A 19,748-nucleotide genomic window follows, 5' to 3' on the forward strand; every position below is an offset into this window, starting at 1 on the left:
GTCCGCCGCCCCTGCCACTTCGTCTGGCTGCTTCCGGGGATCAGAAGCGGAACTCGCCCCACACGCCGAACTCGTCGGTCTTCAGGTCCTTGCTGCGCGTGGCGTTGCGCTGGTCGGTGTGCTTGTACACGGTGGCCAGCTTCAGGCCCGGGGCGATCGGGAATTCCACCCCGAGGTTGTAGTAGGTGTCCTGCAAGGTGGGGTCCAGCGTCCTGCTGAGATCGCTCTGGTCATAGCGGCCGAACAACGTCACCCCCTTGTCGTTCAGGCCCACGCTGCCCCACAGCGACCAGCCGCTGGCCTTGTCGCTGGCGGCGGTGAGCACGTTGTTCCAGTTGTTGGCCTGGAAATATTCGACGCCGACGCGGGTGTTGCCGGACATGTAGGCCGCCAGGAAGTCCACGCGGTTGGCGGTGTGCAGGGCATCCACGGTCTGCTTTTCCTTGCCCAGCGTGCCCGAATAGGCGCCGATGGCGACCACGGTCTTTTCGGTCGGTGCAAAGCTCAGCCGGCCTTCGAAATCCAGGCCCTGGCTGCGGCTGGGGTTCTTGTAGCCGTTGCCGTTCAGGGCCGACACCGCGTATTCCAGCGCGCCACCGGCAACCTTGCCGCCCACATGCAGGCCCCAGTCGGCCGAGGTGCCGAACTTCAGGCGGTCGGCAATGGTGTTCTCGATGTAGCGCATGCCGTAGTAGTTCTCGGCGAACGGCACCCACGGCAGGTCGGCGGCACCGGCGCGCAGCACGAAGGCATCGCTGGGCTTGTACTGCACGTAGGCTTTCTTCAGGTAGACCTCGGTGGACGAAAGCGCCGACGAATACTGGAAGTCGGTGGTCAGGTTCATCGACCACTGGTCGTTGAACTTGTGGTCCACGCCCAGGTAGAACCGCTTGATGTCGAAGGCGAAGCCGGACTTGTCGGTTTTCACGCCCTTGCTGCTGTCGGCGATGCTGGTCAGGTCGTAGTACAGGCGGCCACTGATGCGGGTGTCGTTGACCGTCTTCTTCAGTGCCGCCACGTCGTCCAGTTGCTCGTTGGTGCGGGCTTGCGCCACGTTCACTTCCGACTGGGCATCGCTGCGCTCTTCCAGGCTCTGGATTTGCGCCTGCAACGCGGCGATCTGGGCTTTCAGCTCCGCGATGTCATTGGCGGTGGGGGCGGACTGCGCGGACGCTTCAAAACTTGCGCTGGCGATGGCCAGGGCGATCGTGGCGGCCAGGAGGGTGCGACGCATGGTGTGGCTCCGGAGGGGATTGGGGATGTGAAAGGGCGACAAGGCAGCGGCGATGCCCTGGCCCGATGTCGGAAGTCAATTCCACAACCTGCATGTTGCAGTTTCATGTCGGCGGGATGGCGGGGGTGTTGCTTGCACGGCCGGCCGCCCGGCGACTGTCATGCCGATGTCATGAAAGCGACCTGCGGCTGTCACGAATGCGCGCTGCAATGTGCGGCGAATCGGGCGACCCCCGCCCATGTCAGGAGCCCTTCGTGTCCAAGCCCATGTTGTTCCGCTTCGCCATCCTCGCACTGGCCACCAGCCTCGCTGCCAACGCCGCTGCATCGGACGTCACCGGTGCCGGCGCGTCCTTCGTCTACCCGGCGATGTCCAAGTGGTCGTCCGACTACAAAGCCAGCACCGGCAAGCAGGTGAACTACCAGTCCATCGGTTCCGGCGGCGGGATCGCCCAGATCAAGGCCGGCACCGTGGATTTCGGGTCCAGCGACAAGCCGCTTGCGCCGGAGGAATTGGCGCGCTCGGGGCTGGCGCAGTTCCCGTCGGTCATCGGCGGCATCGTGCCCGCCTTCAACCTGCCCGGCATCGCCGCTGCCGCGATGAAGCTGGACCCGGACGTGCTGGCCGACATCTTCCTCGGCAAGATCACCCTGTGGAACGACCCACGCATCGTCGCCACCAACCCCAACCTGAACCTGCCGGCGCTGAAGATCACCGTGGTGCATCGCTCCGACGGCTCGGGCACCACCTTCAACTTCACCAACTACCTGTCCAAGGTCAGCCCGGCGTGGAAGGGACAAGTGGGCGAAGGCACCGTGGTGAAATGGCCGGCCGGCATCGGCGGCAAGGGCAACGAAGGCGTGTCGGCCTACGTCAAGCAGATTCGCGGCAGCATCGGCTACGTCGAACTGGCCTACGCACAGCAGAACCGGGTGCCGTACAGCCGGCTGAAGAACGCCGCCGGCAACTACGTCATCCCCGGCGACGACAGCTTTGCCGAAGCCGCCGCCAGTGCCAACTGGGCGTCGGCGAAGGACTTCAACCTGGTCATCACCAATGCCCCAGGCGCGAATGCGTGGCCGATCACCGCCACCAACTTCATGCTGGTGCACAAGGATTCCAAGCCGGGCACCCGCGCCGCCATCGACTTCTTCCGCTGGGTCTATGCCAACGGCGATGCCGCGGCCACCTCGCTGGGCTACGTGCCGCTGCCGAATTCGCTGGTGCAGCAAGTGCAGGCGTACTGGGCGCAGAACGTCAAGTAAGCCCATCGTCCGGCGGCGCATCCAAGCGCCGCCGGACCACCATGCCCGGCAGGCGCTTCCCACATGCTCGCAACTGAATTTTCCTTGCCAAACCACGCCCGCCGCGACCTCGCGGACGCGCGCCACGACCGCCAATTCCGCTGGCTGCTCACCGCATGCGCGGTATTCGTGCTGGTGACGCTGGCGGGTGCCGCCCTGTCGATGCTGTGGGGCGGCCGCAGCGTGCTGATGCACGAGGGCCTGGGATTCTTCTTTTCCACCGACTGGAACCCGGTGGAGAACAAATACGGCGCGCTGGTGCCGATCTACGGCACCCTGGTCACCGCGCTGATCGCGATGGTGATCGCGGTACCGGTGAGCTTCGGCATCGCCTTCTTCCTCACCGAAGTCGCGCCGCGCTGGCTGCGCGCGCCGGTGGGCACCGCCATCGAACTGCTGGCCGGCGTGCCTTCGATCATCTACGGCATGTGGGGCTTCTTCGTGCTGATGCCGGTGATGCGCGAGCAGCTGATCCCGTGGATGGACGCGCACCTGGGCCCGCTGCCGGTGATCGGCCCGCTGTTCCAGGGCCCGCCGATCGGCGCCGGCATGCTGACCTCCGGGCTGGTGCTGTCGATCATGGTGATTCCGTTCATCGCCTCGACCATGCGCGAGGTGTTCCTGACCGTGCCGGCACGGCTCAAGGAGTCGGCCTACGCGCTCGGCGCGACCAAGTGGGAAGTGAGCTGGGACATCGTCCTGCCCTATACCCGCTCGGCGGTGATCGGCGGCGTGTTCCTCGGCCTCGGCCGCGCGCTGGGCGAAACCATGGCAGTGGCCTTCGTGATCGGCAACAGCGTGACGTTCACGGCCTCGCTGCTGGAGCCGTCGACCACCATCGCCGCGCTGATTGCCAACGACTTCGGCGAGGCCACCGAAACCTACCGCGCGGCGCTGCTGCTGCTCGGCTTCGTGCTGTTCATCGTCACCTTCATCGTGCTGGCGCTGGCCCGGCTGATGCTGGCGAACCTCGCGCGCAAGGAGGGCAACCGGTGAACGCCCCGTCCGCTTCGCTGTACCGCCATCGCCGCATCAAGAACGCCGTGGCCATCGCCCTGGCCTGCGTGGCCGCACTGTTCGGGCTGGCCTTCCTGGGCTGGATCCTGTGGACGCTACTGGCCAAGGGCCTGGCGCACCTGAACCTGGCGCTGTTCACCCAGGACCAGCCGCCGCCGATGGAAGCCGGCGGCCTGCGCAATGCCATCGTCGGCAGCCTGCTGATGTGCGGCATGGGCGTGGCCATCGGCACCCCGCTGGGCATCGCCGCCGGCACCTGGCTGGCGGAGGTCGGCGGCCAGAGCAAGCTGGGCACCGCGGTGCGCTTCGTCAACGACATCCTGCTGTCGGCGCCCTCCATCGTGCTGGGCCTGTTCGTGTACGCGGCCTTCGTGATGACCACCGGCGGCAACTTCTCCGCCTTCGCCGGTGCGCTGGCGCTGGCCTTCATCGTGCTGCCGGTGGTGGTGCGCACCACCGACGAGATGCTGCGGCTGGTGCCGGTGCAGATGCGCGAGGCCGCGCTGTCGCTGGGCGTGCCGCAGTGGAAGGTGACGCTGCAGGTGCTTTACCGCAGCGCGCTGCCGGGCATCGTCACCGGCGTGCTGCTGGCGCTGGCCCGCATCAGCGGCGAAACCGCGCCGCTGCTGTTCACCGCGTTCGGCAACGAGTTCTTCAGCCTGAATCCCGCCGGTGCGATGAGTGCGCTGCCGCTGGCGATGTACAAGTTCGCCGGCTCCGGCTTCGGAAACTGGGAGCAGCTGGCCTGGGCCGGCGCGCTGCTGGTCACCTTGTTCGTGCTGGCCACCAGCCTGCTGGCCCGCTTCCTGCTCCTGCGCAAGCACGCCGCCCATGAATGACTTACGGACCCTCCCGATGCATGACGCCACCCTCGCCACCGTGCACGCCCTGCAAGACGCCGCGGCCCCCGCGTCGCCCGTGAAACTGTCCGCGCGCGGCCTGAACTTCTGGTACGACAAATTCCATGCGGTAAAGGACATCGACATGGATGTCCCGGAAAAGCGCGTGACCGCGCTGATCGGTCCGTCCGGCTGCGGCAAGTCCACCCTGCTGCGGGTGTTCAACCGCATCTACGCGCTGTACCCGAAGCTGCGTGCGGAAGGCCGCGTACTGCTGGACGGCGAGGACATCCTCGCTCCGACCTACCCGATGAACCGTCTGCGCAGCAAGGTGGGCATGGTGTTCCAGAAGCCGGTGCCGTTCCCGATGACCATCCACGAAAACGTGGCCTACGGCATCCGCCACCATGAAAGACTGAACAAGGCGGACATGGATCTGCGGGTGGAGCAAGCCCTGCGCCAGGCCGCGCTGTGGGACGAGGTCAAGGACAAGCTGAAGGACAGCGGGCTGGGGCTGTCCGGCGGCCAGCAGCAGCGGCTGTGCATCGCCCGTGCGGTGGCGCTCAAGCCCGACGTGCTGCTGCTGGACGAACCCACCTCGGCACTCGACCCGATCTCCACCGCCCGCATCGAACAGCTGGTGGAGGAGCTCAAGCAGGAATTCACCATCATGATCGTCACCCACAACATGCAGCAGGCCGCGCGCGTGTCCGACTACACCGCCTTCATGTACCTGGGCGATTTGATCGAGTACGGCGCCACCGAGGAGATTTTCTCCAACCCCGGCAAGCAACAGACCGAGGACTACATCACCGGGAGGTTCGGCTGATGAACGAGCAACACCACCACATCGTCAAGAGCCACGATGAAGAACAGACCGCCCTGCGCGACAGCCTGATCCGCATGGGGCAACTGGCCGCCAGCCAGTTGGACGCCGCACTGGATGCGGTCGCCCGCCGCGACGAGGCCGCCGCACGCCAGATCATCGCTGCCGACCACGGCATCGACATGCTGGAGCAGCAGATCAACCACGACGTGATCCGCCTGATCCAGCGCGGCCCGCTGGCCAGCGACCTGCGCGTGATCCTGGCCGCATTGCGGGTCGCCTCCGACATCGAGCGCGTCGGCGATTACGCCGCCAACATCGCCAAGCGTTCGCTGGCGCTCAACCTCGCCCCGCCGCTGCCGCACACCCGTGGCCTGGCCGCGCTGGGCGGGATGGCCGTGCAGCAATTGCGCGACGTGCTGGACGCCTACCGGACCCGCGACGGCGAGGCCGCGCTGCGCGTGCGCGAGCGCGATGCCGCACTGGACACCCTGTACACCGGGCTGTTCCGCGAGCTGCTGACCTACATGATGGAAGACCCGCGCGCGATCACGCCCTGCACGCACCTGCTGTTCATGGCCAAGAACATCGAACGCATCGGCGACCACGCCACCAATATCGCCGAGAACGTCTGGTTCATGCTGCATGGGGAATCGCCGCTGCCGGTCCGCGACAAGCGCGATGACAGCAATACCGCCGCCCCTTGAAGGGCGGCTGGCGACGCTGCACTGCAAGCGGTAGCATCGGCCCACCTTTCATGCGCTTTCACGCAAGGAGCCCGACATGTCGAAGAACCGCACCCCCATCGCGCTGGCCATCGGCGCCGCCGTCGCCACGGGCGCACTTGCCGCCGGCAGCCTGTTCACGATGGATGCGATGGCCCATGGCTACATGCAGGACAGCGGCAAGGCCAAGCCCGCCGCCAGCGAAGGCAAATGCGGCGAAGGCAAATGCGGGGCGGGGATGATGGCGGACAAGGCCGCCACCCCCCATGACAGCCAAAGCGACATGTCGCACGGCAAGCACGCACATGCGTTTGCCGACATCGACACCGACAAGGACGGCCGCATCTCGCGCACGGAATTCGCCGCCGCGCACGCCGGCAAGGACACGATGTTCCCGAAGGTCGACGGCAATGGCGACGGCTTCATCAGCAAGGAAGAATTCGACGCCCACCATGCCGCCATGGGCAAGGCCATGAGTGAAGGCAAGTGCGGCGAGGGCACGTGCGGCGGCAACATGTAATGCGGCATGGTTGAGCCGCTGCCCCAGCGCAGCGCGGGCCTCGGCTTGCGCCGCGCATTGCTGGACGAACTGATCGGGGCGCCTGCGGGCGCCTTCGATTTTCTGGAATGCGCGCCGGACAACTGGATCGGCGTCGGCGGCGTGCTGGGCGAGCAACTGGCCACGCTGTCGGCACGGCATCCACTGAGCTGCCATGGGCTGTCGCTGTCGCTGGGCGGCCCGGATCCACTGGACCACGCGTTCCTGCAGCAGACCCGCGCCTTCCTCGACCGCCACCGGGCGGTGCTCTACAGCGAACACCTGAGCTACTGCGCCGCCGGGGGTCATCTCTACGACCTGCTGCCGCTGCCGTTCACCGACGAAGCGGTACTGCACGTCGCCGCGCGCATCCACCAGGTGCAGGACGCGCTGGGCCGGCGCATCGCGGTGGAGAACGTCAGTTACTACGCCGCGCCCTTCCGCCAGCTTGCCGAAACCGACTTCCTCCAGGCGGTGCTGGCCGAAGCCGGCTGCGACCTGCTGCTGGACGTCAACAACGTCCACGTCAACGCGATCAACCACGGCTACGACGCGCGCGCCTTCATCGCGGCGCTGCCGACGCAGCGCATCGCCAGCTACCACGTCGCCGGCCACTTCGACGAGGCCGACGATCTCAAGATCGACACCCACGGCACGGCGGTGAAGGACGACGTGTGGGCGCTGCTCGGCTTCGCCTACGCCACCCACGGCGTGCGCCCCACCCTGCTGGAACGCGATTTCAACTTCCCGCCGCTAACCACGCTGCTGGCGGAAGTCGAACGCATCCGCGCGCTCCAGGCCGACGCGCCATGAGCGCGCTGCACGAGCAGTTGCACGCGCTGGCCGCGCACGTGCGCGACCCGGCCACGCACGCCGGTCCGCCTGGCATCGAAGACCGGCGACTGCAGGTCTATCGCGAACTGGTGGTCAACAACCTCGACGGGTTGCTGGCCGGCACCTTCCCGGTGATCCGCAAGACCTTGGGTGACGACGCGTGGCGCACGCTGCTGCGGACCTTCCTCGCCACCCACCGCAGCGAAACCCCGCTGTTCACCCGGCTGGGGCTGGAATTCGTCGCCTTCCTCGAAGCCCATGCCGACCCCGACCGGCCGTGGCTGGCCGAACTGGCGGAATACGAGTGGGCGGAGCTTGGCCTGCAATTGCACGATGCCACCCCCCGCACCGACGACCCGCAGGCCGACCTGCTGGATGGCATTCCGATGTTGTCACCGCTGGCATGGCCACGGGCATACCGCTGGCCGGTGGCAACCCTTGGCCCGGACCACCAACCCACCACCCCGCCGCCCACGCCCACGCTGGTGCTGCTGCATCGCATGCACGATGGCCAAGTGCGGTTTTCGCGGCTCTCCCCACTGCTGTTCGCATTGCTGCGGCACGCCGACGGCAACACCACGGCCAGCGCGCGCGCCCTGCTGGAATCGCTTGCACGCACGGCGGGCCATCCCGGGGCGAGGCCACTGTCGGCGGAAGCCATACCGATGCTGCAACGGCTGCGCAATGCCGGGGTGCTGGCCTGGCGCTCTGCTAACCTTTCCGGATGACAGCAACGCAACTTTCAATCCCGCGCGTCCCGATGGCGGAACGCTTCCGTGGCTACCTGCCGGTGGTGGTGGACGTGGAAACCGGCGGCTTCGACTGGAACAAGCACGCCCTGCTGGAGATCGCGGCAATCCCGATCGAACTGGATGCGGCCGGCCACTACGTGCCGGGTGACGTCGCGCACGCACACATCGCCCCCGCGCCCGGCACCAGCATCGACCCGAAGTCGCTGGAGGTCACCGGCATCAAGATCGGCCACCCGCTGCGCGGCGAGGTGGACGAGCGCAGCGGGCTGGACGCGATCTTCGCCCCGGTGCGCGCCGCGGTGAAGAAGCACGGCTGCCAGCGCGCCATCCTGGTGGGCCACAACGCCCACTTCGACCTCAACTTCCTCAACGCCGCGGTGGCGCGCGTGCAGCACAAGCGCAACCCGTTCCATCCGTTCAGCGTGTTCGACACGGTGACGATGGCCGGCCTGGCCTACGGCCAGACCGTGCTGGCACGCGCGGCGATGGCTGCCGGGCTTGGCTGGGATCCCAACGAAGCGCATTCGGCGGTGTACGACACGCAGCAGACCGCAAAATTGTTTTGCGCGATTGCCAACAACTGGCGCACGCAAGCCCCTCTCCCTCCGGGAGAGGGGTTGGGGTGAGGGTTCGGGGTGGCGACAACTTCGCCGAGCCCTCATCCGGCGCTTCGCGCCACCTTCTCCCGGAGGGAGAAGGCAGTAGCTACTCCCGCAGCAACTTCATTCTGAGCGTCCGCACGATGCCGTAGGCGCTGATTGCCATCCACACCGCCTCCAGCACGAACACCGACACGTTGAACTTGCCCAGCAGCGACACCAGCACACCACCGGAACCGAACAGGTTGAGCAGCTGGTAGACGATGCCGGTGCCGGACAGCTTGCCGGCCTGCAGCAGGAAGAACGCCACCAGCACCGCCAGCGTGCCGGCGATGCCCACCCAGTCGTACCACATCAGGTTCATCGCCATCACGCACCCCGCTGCCGCACGGCTTCGAACAGCGCCACGCCGCTGGCCACCGACACGTTGAGGCTCTCGAAACCGCCCGGCATCGGGATCTTCACCAGCCCATCGCAGTTCTCGCGGGTCAGCCGGCGCAGGCCCTCGCCTTCGCTGCCCATCACCAGCGCCACGTTGCCCTTGAGGTCGATGGCGTACAGCGACGCGTCCGCCTCGCCCGCCAGCCCGTAGATCCACACGCCCATTTTTTGCAGATCGCGCAGCGTGCGCGAGAGGTTGGTGACGCTGAAGATCGGCAGCGTGTCCGCCGCGCCGGCCGAGGTCTTGCGCACGGTGGCGTTGACCTGCACCGCCTTGTCCTTGGGGAAGATGACCGCCGTGGCACCGGCCGCCGCCGCGCTGCGCAGGCAGGCACCGAGGTTGTGCGGGTCCTGAACGCCGTCCAGCACCAGCAGCAGCGCGCGACCGTCGGCGGCTTCGATGAGGGCCGGCAGCTCGTGCTCGTCCCAGGTCTTGGCCGCCGCATAGCGCGCCACCGCGCCCTGGTGGCGCAGCCCGCCGGCCACGCCGTCCAGCGCCTGCTGGGCGACCCGGCGCACGTCGATGTCCTTGCGCCGGGCTTGCTGTTCGATTTCGATGATGCGCGGGTTCTTGCCGCCGGCTTCCAGCAGCACTTCACGCACGTTCTCGGCGTCGTGCTCCAGCGCGGAAGCCACCGCGTTCAGGCCGACGATCCATTGGGAGGCTTTGCTCATGCGGGTATTGTGCGGGACAAGCATCGGTCACGCACGCGGCGGCCGGCCGGGGCTTGCGAAAAGCCGGCCATGGATGGCCGGCGGCCGCGCCTCGAACAGGACGTTCGCAGAAGCGGTGCAGCAAGCCCCGACCGGTCGTCGCGTGCGGCGAGAAGCCTGTTTCACCCACCCGGCAAGCTTTCCAGCCCGCGCTGCACATCGCGTGCAGCGCGACGGCCTCAATACTTCTGCTTCACCCGCTTGGCCGGCTTGCCGCGTTCGGGCAGCGGCGGCAGGCCGGCGTCCTCTTCGGCCAGGCGGAAGTCGATCTTGCGTTCTTCCACGCTGGCCTTCAGCACCACGATGCGGACGCGATCGCCCAGCCGGAACGCGCGGCCGCGGCGCTCGCCGGTGAGCGTCTTGCGCACCGCATCGAACTGGTAGAAATCGCGCGGCAGCTGGGTCACATGCACCAGGCCATTGACCTTGGAATCGTCCAGCTCCACGAACAGGCCGAAGCTGGTGACGCCGCTGATCACGCCGTCGAATTCCTTGCCGACGTGGCTTTCCATCCACGCGGCGCGATAGCGTTCGTCCACTTCGCGCTGGGCTTCGTCGGCGCGGCGCGAACGCTCGGAACATTGCAGCGACAGCGTGGCCATCTCGTGCGGCGAATAGCGGTACGCGTCCTTGCGCCCACCACCCAGCATGTATTTGAGTGCGCGATGCACCAGCAGGTCCGCATAGCGCCGAATGGGCGAAGTGAAGTGCGCGTAGGCCGCGAGCGCCAGCCCGAAGTGGCCGATGTTGTCCGGCGCATACACCGCCAGCGATTGGCTGCGCAGGATCACCGACTCCAGCAGCGCCGCATCCGGGCGCTCGCGAATCTTCTCGAGCAGCACGCGGAAATCCTTCGGCTGCACCTTGCCCCACGGCGGCAGGCGCAGCGTGAACTCCTTCAGGAATTCCTCCAGGTCGGCGTACTTGGATTCCGGCGGCTTGTCGTGGTCGCGGAACGGCGCGGGGATGCCGGCGGCCAGCAAGTGCGTGGCGGCCTGCACGTTGGCGGCGATCATGCATTCTTCGATCAGTTTGTGCGCGTCGTTGCGCTGGAGCATGCCAGCCTGGGTGACGACGCCCTGCGCATCCAGCACGAAGCGCACTTCGCCGCTCTCGAACTCGATCGCACCCCGCTTGGCGCGGGCCTTGTCGAAGATCTTGTAGAGCTGATGCAGGCGTTGCACCTGCGGCAGCAACGGGCCGATTTTCGCCAGCGCGGCGGCGTGCTCGTCCTCGGGAATGCCGTCACCGACCGCATTCCACACATCGGTGTAGGTCAGGCGCGCATGCGAGTGCATTGTCGCTTCGTAAAAACGCGAGTTGGCCACGCTGCCATCGCGCTGCACCTGCATGTCGCAGACAAAACACAGCCGGTCCACCTGCGGGTTGAGCGAACAGATGCCATTGCTCAAGGTCTCCGGCAGCATCGGCACCACGAAACCGGGGAAATACACCGACGTGGCACGCAATTGCGCCTCCTCGTCCAATGGCGTTTCCGGTTGCACGTAATGCGAGACATCGGCAATCGCCACGATCAGGCGGAAGCCGTCGGCGTTCGGCTCGCACCACACCGCGTCGTCGAAATCCTTGGCGTCCTCGCCATCGATGGTGACCAACGGGATGCCGCGCAAATCGACACGCCCGGCAAGTTCGGCCGGCTGCACCTCCAGCGGCACCGCCGTGGCCTGCGCCAGCACCTCGGGCGGGAATTCATGCGGGATGTCGTGGCCGTGGATGGCCGCCTCCACCGCCTGCGAAGCGGTGAGCTTGTCGCCCAGCACCGCCAGCACGCGGCCGATCGGCGGACGGTGCGCGTCCTGCGGCGTGGTGATCTCGGCCACCACCAGCTGGCCCGGTTTGGCGCCGCCGCGCGCATCCTGCGGCAGCATCACGTTGCGCTGGATGCGCTTGTCGTCGGGCACCACATAGGCCACTCCCAGCTCCTCGGCATAGCGACCAAGCAAGCGGGTCAGGCGGCGCTCCAACACCTCGACGATGCTGGCCTCACCACGGCCGCGGTAATCCATGCCGGTGATACTGACCAGCACCCGGTCGCCGTGGCTGACCTTGCGCATCTCGTACGGCGGCAGGAACAGATCATCGCCGCCAGCCTCCGGGCGCAGGAAACCGAAACCGTCGGGATTGGCGATCACGCTGCCGGCCACCAGCTCGGCCTTGGTTGCCGGCACATAGCCGCCGCGCCGGTTCTGCAGCAACTGGCCGGCGCGCAGCATCGCGCCGAGGCGCTTCTGCAGGGCCTCGAAACGGTCCGGCGCAGTCAGCGCCAGCTTCTGCGCCAGCGCCTGGTCATCCATCGGCCCGTCCTGCGCAGCCAGCACCTGCAGGATCATTTCGCGGCTGGCGATGGGATGTTCGTAGCGCTGCGCCTCGCGGTGCGCATGCGGGTCCAGGCGCGGCGCCGTCGGGTGCGTGGCCACCGGCCTGCCCTTGCGCGGAGGCTGGCCCGCCGGGAGCTCCGGCAACCACCCCGGCGCTTTGCCTGCACGCTTGCGTGGCTGATCGCGCGTCGTGTTGCCCGCATCACCTGAAACCGGACCCTTGCCACCACGGCCCGCGCCGCGCTTGCTGGAAGTTTTTCTCATCACACGATGGTACAGGCCCGGCACCGATTGCACCCGGATCTGCAAATTTCCCTCACTCCCCTGTTGACAGCCACCCCGCATCTCAGGAAAATGCGCGGCTCACCACCTGCCCAGGTGGCGGAATTGGTAGACGCACTAGTTTCAGGTACTAGCGGGTAAAACCGTGGAGGTTCGAGTCCTCTCCTGGGCACCACAGTGGTTCCGAAGAAGCCCGCGCAAGCGGGCTTTTTTGTTGCCGGACATCGGGGGTGCCACGCGGCCCGCCCGCATCCCTTCGCTTGCACGCGCTTGCTGGTGGCGACCTGCGGGGGCACGATGGCGGGATGGACCCCACGCCCTCCCTGCCCGCCTGCATCGTCAACTGCGCCGCCTACGACCACAACGGCCACCGCCGCGACATCTCGCTGGATGCCATCAGCGATGTCCTGGCCGTGGACGATGGCAGCTTTGTCTGGGTGGGCTTGTACGAGCCCGAAGAGACACTGCTGGACACGTTGCAGGAAGAGTTCGGGCTGCACGATCTGGCCATCGAGGACGCCCACCACGCGCACCAGCGGCCGAAGCTGGAGAGTTACGAACACGCGCTGTTCATCGCCGCCCACACCGCCCAACACGTGGATGGGCATGTGCGCTTCGGCGAAACCCACATGTTCGTCGGCAGCCGCTTCCTGGTGACCGTGCGGCACGGTGCCTCGCTCAGCTTCGCCAGCGTGCGCCAGCGGCTGGAGCGCGAGCCGGCAACCCTGGCGCACGGCCCCAGCAGCGCCCTGCACGCGGTGCTCGATTTCATCGTCGACAACTACCAGCTGATCGCCACCGACCTGCAACGGGAGCTGGATGCGCTGGAACAGGACGTGTTCGCGGAAAGCTACAAGCGCGGCACCCTCCGCCGCCTGTACGAGCTGCGCAAGGAACTGACCCAGATGCGGATGGCGGTGGCACCGATGCAGGACGTGCTGGCGCAGTTGATGCGGTCCACCGCGCTGAGCATTCCGGCCGAGGTCAAACCGTATTTCCGCGACGTGCTCGACCACGCCGCGCGGGTGGGCGACACCATCGATACCCTGCGCGAAATGGTGGCGGCGGCGATGAACGTCAACCTGTCGCTGGTCACCGTGGCGCAGGGTGAAATCGTCAAGAAGCTGGCCGGCTGGGCCGGCCTGCTGGCCGCACCCACCCTGATCGCCAGCTGGTATGGCATGAACTTCGCGAACATGCCGGAACTGCACCACCGCTACGCCTACCCGGTGTTGATCGTGGTGGTGGTGGCGGTGTGCGTGGGCCTGTACCGCTACCTGCACAAGATCGACTGGCTGTGAGCCGGCGTACTGCCGGTTCAGCGCAAGGCCAGCACCACCCAGGCCACGGCCAGCACGGTGGCGGCCAACCCCGCCCACCACCATAGCGGCAGCCGGAAGCGCGCCGCGCCGCCGGCGGCCACCGGCTCCAGCTCCGAGCGGGTGGTGTCCAGCAGGCGGAAACGCACGGCATCGAAACCGATTTCGTCGCCATGGCCGGCCAATGCCGCCTGGATGCGGCGACCGTTGACGAAGGTACCATTGGTGGAGCCGAGGTCTTCCACGCGGATGCCCGCATCGGCCGGCAGCAGCCGCGCGTGCACACGCGACAACCCCGCCTCGTCCAGTTGCAGCGCGCACTCGGCGGCGCGACCGACGGTGGTGGTGCCGCCGATCGGGTAACTGCGGCCCAGGCCCGCACCGGACACGCAGCGCAACACGTAGCGCGGCACCACCGGGCGGACCGTGGTCAGCATGCCCGGGTCTTCATTGGCCACCGCCGGCAACGCATCGCCACGCGGTACCGCCGCCGGCACCACCGCCGCCATGCCGGCCAGTCGCGCCTGCACGCCATCGATGCCCACGCTGTCGCCGGGGCGCAGCGCGATCACCCCTTCCACCGCCCGGCCATTCACGCTGGTTTCGGCTCCGGGCAGCGTTTGCAGCATCACCCGGTTGTTGCCCACCACCAGCTCGCAATGCCGCGCCTGCACCCCCGGCCGGTCCAGCACCACGGTGCCGTCGGGGTCGGAACCGACCCGGTTGACGCCGGGATTGAGCAGCACCTGCGGATGTTCGCCACCGGGAAATACCAGTTTCATGCAGCCCTCGTCGTCAGTGGTGGAATGGGATGCCGCGCGTCATTGGCCGATGTGCTGCTTCAACCATGCGTTGACGGTGTCATGCCATTGCACGCTGTTCTGCGGTTTCAGCACCCAATGGTTCTCGTCCGGGAAATACAGGAACTTCGACTCCACGCCCTTGCGCTGCAGGGCGCTGAACAGCGCGATGCCCTGCTCTGCCGGGATGCGGAAGTCCTGCTGGCCGTGGATCACCAGCATCGGCACCTTGAAGTTGGCCACATGATTGGCCGGGTTGAATGTCTGGTAGCCCGCCGGGTTGTCGTAGGGCGTGCCGCCGTTCTCCCACTCGCTGAACCACAGTTCCTCGGTGGCATAGCCCATGGCCTGGTTCTCGAACACGCCGTCGTGGCTGACCAGGCACTTCCAGGGCTGGTTCCAGTTGCCGGCGATCCAGTTGACCATGAAGCCGCCGTAGCTGGCGCCCAGCGCGCAGGCCTTGTCGCCGTCGAGGAAGGCGTACTTCTGCTGCGCCGCCGCCCAGCCCTTCTGCAGGTCTTCCAGCGGGCGGTCGCCCCAGTGCCGGCTGATGGCATCGGTGAAGGCCTGGCCATACCCGGTGGAACCGTGGAAGTCGATCATCACCACGGCGTAACCCTGGCCCGCATAGGTCTGCGGGTTCCAGCGGTAGCTCCAGCCATCGCCGAAGCTGCCCTGCGGGCCGCCGTGGATCAGGAAGGCAACCGGGTACTTCTTGCCGGGCTCGAAGTTCCACGGCTTGACCACGTAACCATGCACGGTGTCGTCGTTCCAGCCCTTGAAGCTGAACTGTTCGTAGGCACCCCAGGCAACGTCGGGAAGCATGTCGGCGGCGCTGGGCGTGAGCTGGCGCAGCGGTGCCTTGGCATCGGTGCTGGTGGCGTACAGCACGTCGCCGGTACGCATCGAATTGCGCGCGAAGACCAGCGTGGGGCCGGCGAACTCGAACGCGCCCACCGTGCCATCGCCCAGCAGGCGGGTGGGTTTGCCGGTGGCGATGTCCACCGCGAACAGCGGGCGCTGCCCCATGTCTTCGGCGGTGGTGTAGAGCTGCTTGCCGTCGGCGGACAGGGCGATGCCATCGGCACTGCGGTCCCAGCCCGGGGCCAGCTCCCGACGCTTGCCGCTGGCCAGGTCCAGTGCCATCAGGCCGAAGCGGTCGGCCTCGAAACCGGGGCGCTTCATCGCGCGGTAGTACAGCGTCCGGCCATCCTTCGAGAACACCGGGCCGGCATCCCAGGCCTTGTTGTCGGCGGTGAGGTTGCGTGCCTTGCCGCCGTCGGCATTCACCAGCCAGATGTCGAAGTTGGTGCTCCACGGCTCTTCGCGATTGGATTGGCGCACGCTCATCGCCACCGTCTTGCCGTCCGGCGACCACGCGAAATCCGACAGGTCGCCGAACGGCTTGGACGGGATGTCGCCGTGGATGTCGCCACTGAGCAGGGTGGCCGAGGTGAGCATGGCATCACCGCCAAGCTTCGCCGCGAACACGCGGTTCAGGCGCCCGTCGGCCCAGGTGTCCCAGTGGCGGATGAACATGTGGTCGAACAGCACGCCGGTGTGCTTGCGCGCTTCGATCGCGTCCAACTGCTTTTTCGTGCAGGCCAGGTCGGCCTTGCACTCCGGGAACACCGCCAGCGCCAGCGCCACCTGCTTGCCGTCGGGCGAGAGCTTGTAGCCGTCGACGTCGACGGCGAAATCGGTCAGCCGCTTCGCCGCGCCGCCCAGCGCCGGCATCGCGTACAGCTGCATCGAGCCCGACTTGGCGCTGAGGAAGTACAGCGTCTTGCCATCCGGCGCAAACGCCGGTGAATTGACGTTCCAACCCTGTGGCGACACCTGCATGGGCGGCGCGTTGTCGCGGGTGACCAGATTGCGCACCCACAGCGTGGTGGCGGATTTGTTGGTGTCCTTGTCCACCACGCGCTTGGCGAACACCAGCACGCGCCCATCCGGCGACAGCGTGGGCGAGGAATAGCGGTCGAGGTAGATCATGTCCTGCGGGTTCAGGCCGTGGGTGGCGGCAGCGGCGGCGGCAGGCAGCGCCAGCGCGAGGGCCAGCGACAGGAGGGCGGGACGAAGATTCATGGCAACTCCAGGGAACACGGGGGACACGGAAATGACGCTCAACGGGCGGTGCGGCGCGCCAGCCCGCCCACCCAGCGATACAACAGGCACATCGCCAGCACGAAGGCCGCCCCGCCCACCCACTTGGAGGCGGTGTCGAACCCGTCGCCCACCAGCGCCAGCGGGAACAGGTTGAAGGCGACGATGCCGGCGATCAGCACGCCCACCAGCCCTTCGCCGACGATCATGCCGGACGCCAGCAACACACCAAGCTGCTTGGTGGCCTCGGGCTTGGGGTCGCGTTCGGCGCGATGGTCGAACCAGGCACCGGCCAACGCACCCACCACCACCATCAGGGTGGCCGAGGTCGGCAGGTAGATGCCCAGGCCCACCGCCAGTGGCGACAGGTGCGCCTTGCCGCCGGTGAGCCGGCGCAGAACGGCGTCCAGCACGATCAACACCACGCCGATGCCGCCGCCCAACTGGATCAGGCTCCAGTCGATGTTGTTCTGGATCACCCCCTGCGCCAGCGCCGAAATCAACCCGGCCTGCGGTGCCGCCAGCGCCTTCGCCGGGTCTGCCCCCGGCGCACCGGCAAAGCCGTAGGCCTGGTTCAACAGGTCCAGCACCGGCGGGATCACCGCCGCACCGGCCAGCACGCCGATCAGCAACGCCCACTGCTGCTTCGCCGGCGTGGCATCCACCAGTTGCCCGGTCTTGAGGTCCTGCAGGTTGTTGTTGGCGATCGCCGCGACGTTGAACACCACCGCGGTGACGAACAGCGCGAATGCCACCAGCCCTTTTTCATGCCCCGGTGCGAGCAGCGGCTTCACCCCCAGCACCAGCAACAACGCCGCGCCGATCACCACCAGGATGCCGATGCCCGACAGCGGGCTGTTCGACGAGCCGATCAGCCCCGCCATGTAGCCGCACACCGCCGACACCAGGAAGCTCATCACCACGCAGTACAGCAGGCCGCCAACCACTAGCAGCCACATCTGCGCGCCCAGCCCGCTGCTGTCGGCGAAATGGGCGAACAGCCATGCGATCGGCACGAAACTGGCCAACATGATCGCGCCGACCACGCCGATCGGGATGTCATGTTCGGTGCGCGGCAGTGATGCCAGGTTGCCGGCCTTGCGCACTTTCGATGCCGCCATCGCCGAAGCCAGCCCGTTCCACACCGGCTTGACCAGCTTCAGCAGGGTCCAGATCGCGGCCACCCCGATGGTGCCGGCGCCCAGGAAGCGCACCTGCTGGCTCCAGGTGGCACCGGCGATGGCTTCCGGGCCGCCCGCCAGGTCGGTGGCCAGCGCGGAGAAGTGCGGCACGCCCCAGCCCCAGCCGATCAGCGCGCCCAGCAACATGGCGATGCCCACCCACAGCCCCACCAGATGCCCGACCGCGAACAGTGCGGTGGAGAGTGCGAAATCGAAACCGCTGACGCCTTCACCGACCTTGAAGTACGCCTTCACGTCACTGGCGAACACCTTGGTGGCAACGATCACGGCGAACCCGGCGGAGACGATCGAGCCCCACACCACCGCGCGCAAACCGGCGCGACTGTCCGCCACCCCGCCGGCATCGTCGCCGCTGCCCACTTTCAGCACCTCGGCGCAGGCGATCCCTTCCGGATACGGCAGGTCGGAGCCGGTGACCAGCGCGCGCCGCAGCGGGATCGAATACATCACCCCCAGCACGCCGCCCAGCAGGCAGATCAGGAACGACTCCCAGAACGGGAAGCCGGTCCACCAGCCGATCATCACCAACCCCGGCAGCACGAAGATGATCGACGACAAGGTGCCCGCGGCGGATGCCACGGTCTGCACGATGTTGTTTTCCTGCAAGGTCGAGTCCTTGAACGCCCGCAGCAGCGCCATCGAGATCACCGCCGCCGGGATCGAGGTGGCGAAGGTCAGGCCCGCCTTCAACCCGAAATAGACGTTGGCTGCGGTGAACAGCACGGTGATGACGATGCCCAGCAGCACCCCGCGCAGGGTCAGTTCGAGGCGGGGTGCGTTGCTGATGCCGGGTTGCTCGCTCATGCCGTTTTCACCGAACCGTAAACCGCAACACGCTAAGGGCTGGGACGCGCCAAGTCCAGCCGCCCCGTGCCCGCATCCTCCGTACTCGTCCGGATGGCCGGTAACCGCTACGCTTGCGACACCACCAAGGAGAGCCCGATGCGCGCCAGCCTGCTTGCCACCGCCCTGTTCACCCTGCTTTCGGGCAGCCTGCCTGCGGCCAATCCCCCGCCTGCCAAGCAAAAATCCCCGCAAGCCATCCTGGATGCCGCACCGGCCAGCGCCTGGCGCACGCTGGACCCGGCCAACACCTTGTACATGGAACTGGCCGGCGGCCGCGTCATCATCGAGCTGGCCCCCGGCTTCGCGCCTGCGCACGTGGCCAACATCAAGACCATGGCCAGGGGCGGTTTCTGGGATGGCTTGAACATCTACCGCGCGCAGGACAATTTCGTGGTGCAGTTCGGCGACCCCGACGGCGAGGAAGCCGGCAAAGCCAAGCCCTATCCGGTGGGCACCCAAACCCATCTGCCCGCCGAATTCACCCGCAGCGCCAAGGGCGTGCACTTCGACCGCCTGCCCGACGTGGACGGCTGGGCCGCGCAGGTCGGTTTTGCCGACGGCATGCCTGCCGCACGCGACCCGAAGACCGGCAAGCTGTGGATCACGCATTGCTACGGCGTGCTGGGCGCGGGCCGCAACAACGCCCCCGACAGCAGCATCGGTGCCGAACTCTACGTCGTCATCGGCCAGGCCCCGCGCGCGCTGGACCACCAGCTCACCGTGGTGGGCCGGGTGGTGCAGGGCATGGAACTGCTCAGCGTGATCCCGCGCGGGCCGGCCCCGATGGGCTTCTATACCGACCCGGCACTGCGCACGCGAATTCTCTCGATCAAACTGGCCAGCGACGTGCCGGAAGCGCAGCGCACGCCGTTGCAGGTACTGCGCACCGACAGCCAGGCGTTCAAGGACGCCACCGAGGCGCGACGCAACCGCAAGGACGATTTCTACACCCAGCCGGCCGGCCACATCGACCTGTGCAACGTCACCCTGCCCGTCCGCGCGGCACCGGCGACGAAGTGACGCGGTGGCGG

The 19,748-nt window shown here is 67.2% G+C and carries 18 protein-coding genes and 1 tRNA gene; 12 read left to right on the plus strand and 7 right to left on the minus strand.

Annotated elements, in window-relative coordinates; translation table 11 throughout:
• Positions 1–40: 40 nt before the first annotated feature.
• Positions 41–1,234 (minus strand): porin, encoded by a 1,194-nt coding sequence (locus tag ACE3OK_RS00265; RefSeq protein ID WP_374247506.1) that lies wholly within the window; start codon positions 1,232–1,234, stop codon positions 41–43.
• Positions 1,235–1,500: 266 nt separating this feature from the next.
• Here ACE3OK_RS00265 and pstS point away from each other — a divergent pair, with 266 nt between their 5' ends.
• The 9 genes from pstS (at position 1,501) to rnt (ending at position 8,695) form a co-directional block, all read left to right on the plus strand.
• Complete coding sequence (gene pstS / locus ACE3OK_RS00270; RefSeq protein WP_374247883.1) at positions 1,501–2,499, plus strand: phosphate ABC transporter substrate-binding protein PstS; 999 nt, start codon at positions 1,501–1,503, stop codon at positions 2,497–2,499.
• A gap of 63 nt (positions 2,500–2,562) precedes the next feature.
• Positions 2,563–3,534, plus strand: a complete 972-nt coding sequence (gene pstC, locus ACE3OK_RS00275; RefSeq protein ID WP_374247507.1) for a phosphate ABC transporter permease subunit PstC — start codon at positions 2,563–2,565, stop codon at positions 3,532–3,534.
• The gene (gene pstA, locus ACE3OK_RS00280) at positions 3,531–4,394 is read left to right on the plus strand and encodes a phosphate ABC transporter permease PstA (RefSeq protein ID WP_374247508.1); all 864 of its coding nucleotides are present in this window, start codon (positions 3,531–3,533) and stop codon (positions 4,392–4,394) included. The genes pstC and pstA overlap by 4 nt, the downstream gene beginning before the upstream one ends.
• Positions 4,387–5,223, plus strand: a complete 837-nt coding sequence (gene pstB, locus ACE3OK_RS00285) for a phosphate ABC transporter ATP-binding protein PstB (protein WP_374247510.1) — start codon at positions 4,387–4,389, stop codon at positions 5,221–5,223. The genes pstA and pstB overlap by 8 nt, the downstream gene beginning before the upstream one ends.
• Positions 5,223–5,927 carry a phosphate signaling complex protein PhoU gene (gene phoU / locus ACE3OK_RS00290; RefSeq protein WP_374247511.1) on the plus strand — a complete coding sequence of 235 codons (705 nt, stop codon included), beginning with the start codon at positions 5,223–5,225 and terminating at the stop codon, positions 5,925–5,927. The genes pstB and phoU overlap by 1 nt, the downstream gene beginning before the upstream one ends.
• A gap of 76 nt (positions 5,928–6,003) precedes the next feature.
• Positions 6,004–6,465, plus strand: coding sequence for an EF-hand domain-containing protein (locus ACE3OK_RS00295; RefSeq protein ID WP_374247512.1), 462 nt, complete (start codon positions 6,004–6,006; stop codon positions 6,463–6,465).
• Positions 6,466–6,471: 6 nt separating this feature from the next.
• A complete protein-coding gene (locus ACE3OK_RS00300) occupies positions 6,472–7,296 on the plus strand; it encodes a DUF692 domain-containing protein (protein WP_374247513.1) in 825 nt (274 codons plus the stop codon).
• The gene (locus ACE3OK_RS00305; RefSeq protein WP_374247514.1) at positions 7,293–8,045 is read left to right on the plus strand and encodes a DUF2063 domain-containing protein; all 753 of its coding nucleotides are present in this window, start codon (positions 7,293–7,295) and stop codon (positions 8,043–8,045) included. Before ACE3OK_RS00300 ends, ACE3OK_RS00305 begins: the two co-directional genes overlap by 4 nt.
• Positions 8,042–8,695: a ribonuclease T gene (gene rnt, locus ACE3OK_RS00310; protein ID WP_374247515.1), complete on the plus strand. Its 654-nt coding sequence runs from the start codon at positions 8,042–8,044 to the stop codon at positions 8,693–8,695. The genes ACE3OK_RS00305 and rnt overlap by 4 nt, the downstream gene beginning before the upstream one ends.
• A 79-nt stretch (positions 8,696–8,774) precedes the next feature.
• Here rnt and ACE3OK_RS00315 read toward each other — a convergent pair whose 3' ends face one another.
• From ACE3OK_RS00315 to rnr, 3 genes are all read right to left on the minus strand, one after another.
• Positions 8,775–9,038, minus strand: coding sequence for a hypothetical protein (locus ACE3OK_RS00315; RefSeq protein WP_374247516.1), 264 nt, complete (start codon positions 9,036–9,038; stop codon positions 8,775–8,777).
• On the minus strand, positions 9,038–9,784 hold the full coding sequence (gene rlmB / locus ACE3OK_RS00320) for a 23S rRNA (guanosine(2251)-2'-O)-methyltransferase RlmB (RefSeq protein WP_374247517.1): 747 nt from the start codon (positions 9,782–9,784) through the stop codon (positions 9,038–9,040). The genes ACE3OK_RS00315 and rlmB overlap by 1 nt, the downstream gene beginning before the upstream one ends.
• 218 nt (positions 9,785–10,002) lie before the next feature.
• Positions 10,003–12,426 (minus strand): ribonuclease R, encoded by a 2,424-nt coding sequence (gene rnr, locus ACE3OK_RS00325; RefSeq protein WP_374247518.1) that lies wholly within the window; start codon positions 12,424–12,426, stop codon positions 10,003–10,005.
• Positions 12,427–12,534: 108 nt separating this feature from the next.
• Here rnr and ACE3OK_RS00330 point away from each other — a divergent pair.
• Both ACE3OK_RS00330 and corA read left to right on the plus strand, forming a co-directional pair.
• Positions 12,535–12,619 (plus strand) — tRNA-Leu (locus ACE3OK_RS00330).
• A 130-nt stretch (positions 12,620–12,749) separates the two neighbouring features.
• Entirely contained in the window at positions 12,750–13,745 is a 996-nt protein-coding gene (corA, locus tag ACE3OK_RS00335) for a magnesium/cobalt transporter CorA (RefSeq protein WP_374247519.1), read from the plus strand.
• Between the two features lie 17 nt (positions 13,746–13,762).
• Here corA and ACE3OK_RS00340 read toward each other — a convergent pair whose 3' ends face one another.
• The 3 genes from ACE3OK_RS00340 to ACE3OK_RS00350 are packed head-to-tail and all read right to left on the minus strand — an operon-like array spanning position 13,763 to position 18,675.
• Positions 13,763–14,545 (minus strand): FHA domain-containing protein, encoded by a 783-nt coding sequence (locus tag ACE3OK_RS00340; protein ID WP_374247520.1) that lies wholly within the window; start codon positions 14,543–14,545, stop codon positions 13,763–13,765.
• 39 nt (positions 14,546–14,584) lie between these two features.
• Positions 14,585–16,651: a prolyl oligopeptidase family serine peptidase gene (locus ACE3OK_RS00345; protein WP_374247521.1), complete on the minus strand. Its 2,067-nt coding sequence runs from the start codon at positions 16,649–16,651 to the stop codon at positions 14,585–14,587.
• Between the two features lie 38 nt (positions 16,652–16,689).
• Complete coding sequence (locus ACE3OK_RS00350) at positions 16,690–18,675, minus strand: OPT family oligopeptide transporter (RefSeq protein ID WP_374247522.1); 1,986 nt, start codon at positions 18,673–18,675, stop codon at positions 16,690–16,692.
• 138 nt (positions 18,676–18,813) lie between these two features.
• Between ACE3OK_RS00350 and ACE3OK_RS00355 the strand changes: the two genes are divergently transcribed.
• The gene (locus ACE3OK_RS00355; RefSeq protein WP_374247523.1) at positions 18,814–19,737 is read left to right on the plus strand and encodes a peptidylprolyl isomerase; all 924 of its coding nucleotides are present in this window, start codon (positions 18,814–18,816) and stop codon (positions 19,735–19,737) included.
• Positions 19,738–19,748 lie beyond the last annotated feature (11 nt).

The sequence above is a fragment of the Thermomonas sp. genome (assembly GCF_041905325.1).
GTDB lineage: Bacteria > Pseudomonadota > Gammaproteobacteria > Xanthomonadales > Xanthomonadaceae > Thermomonas.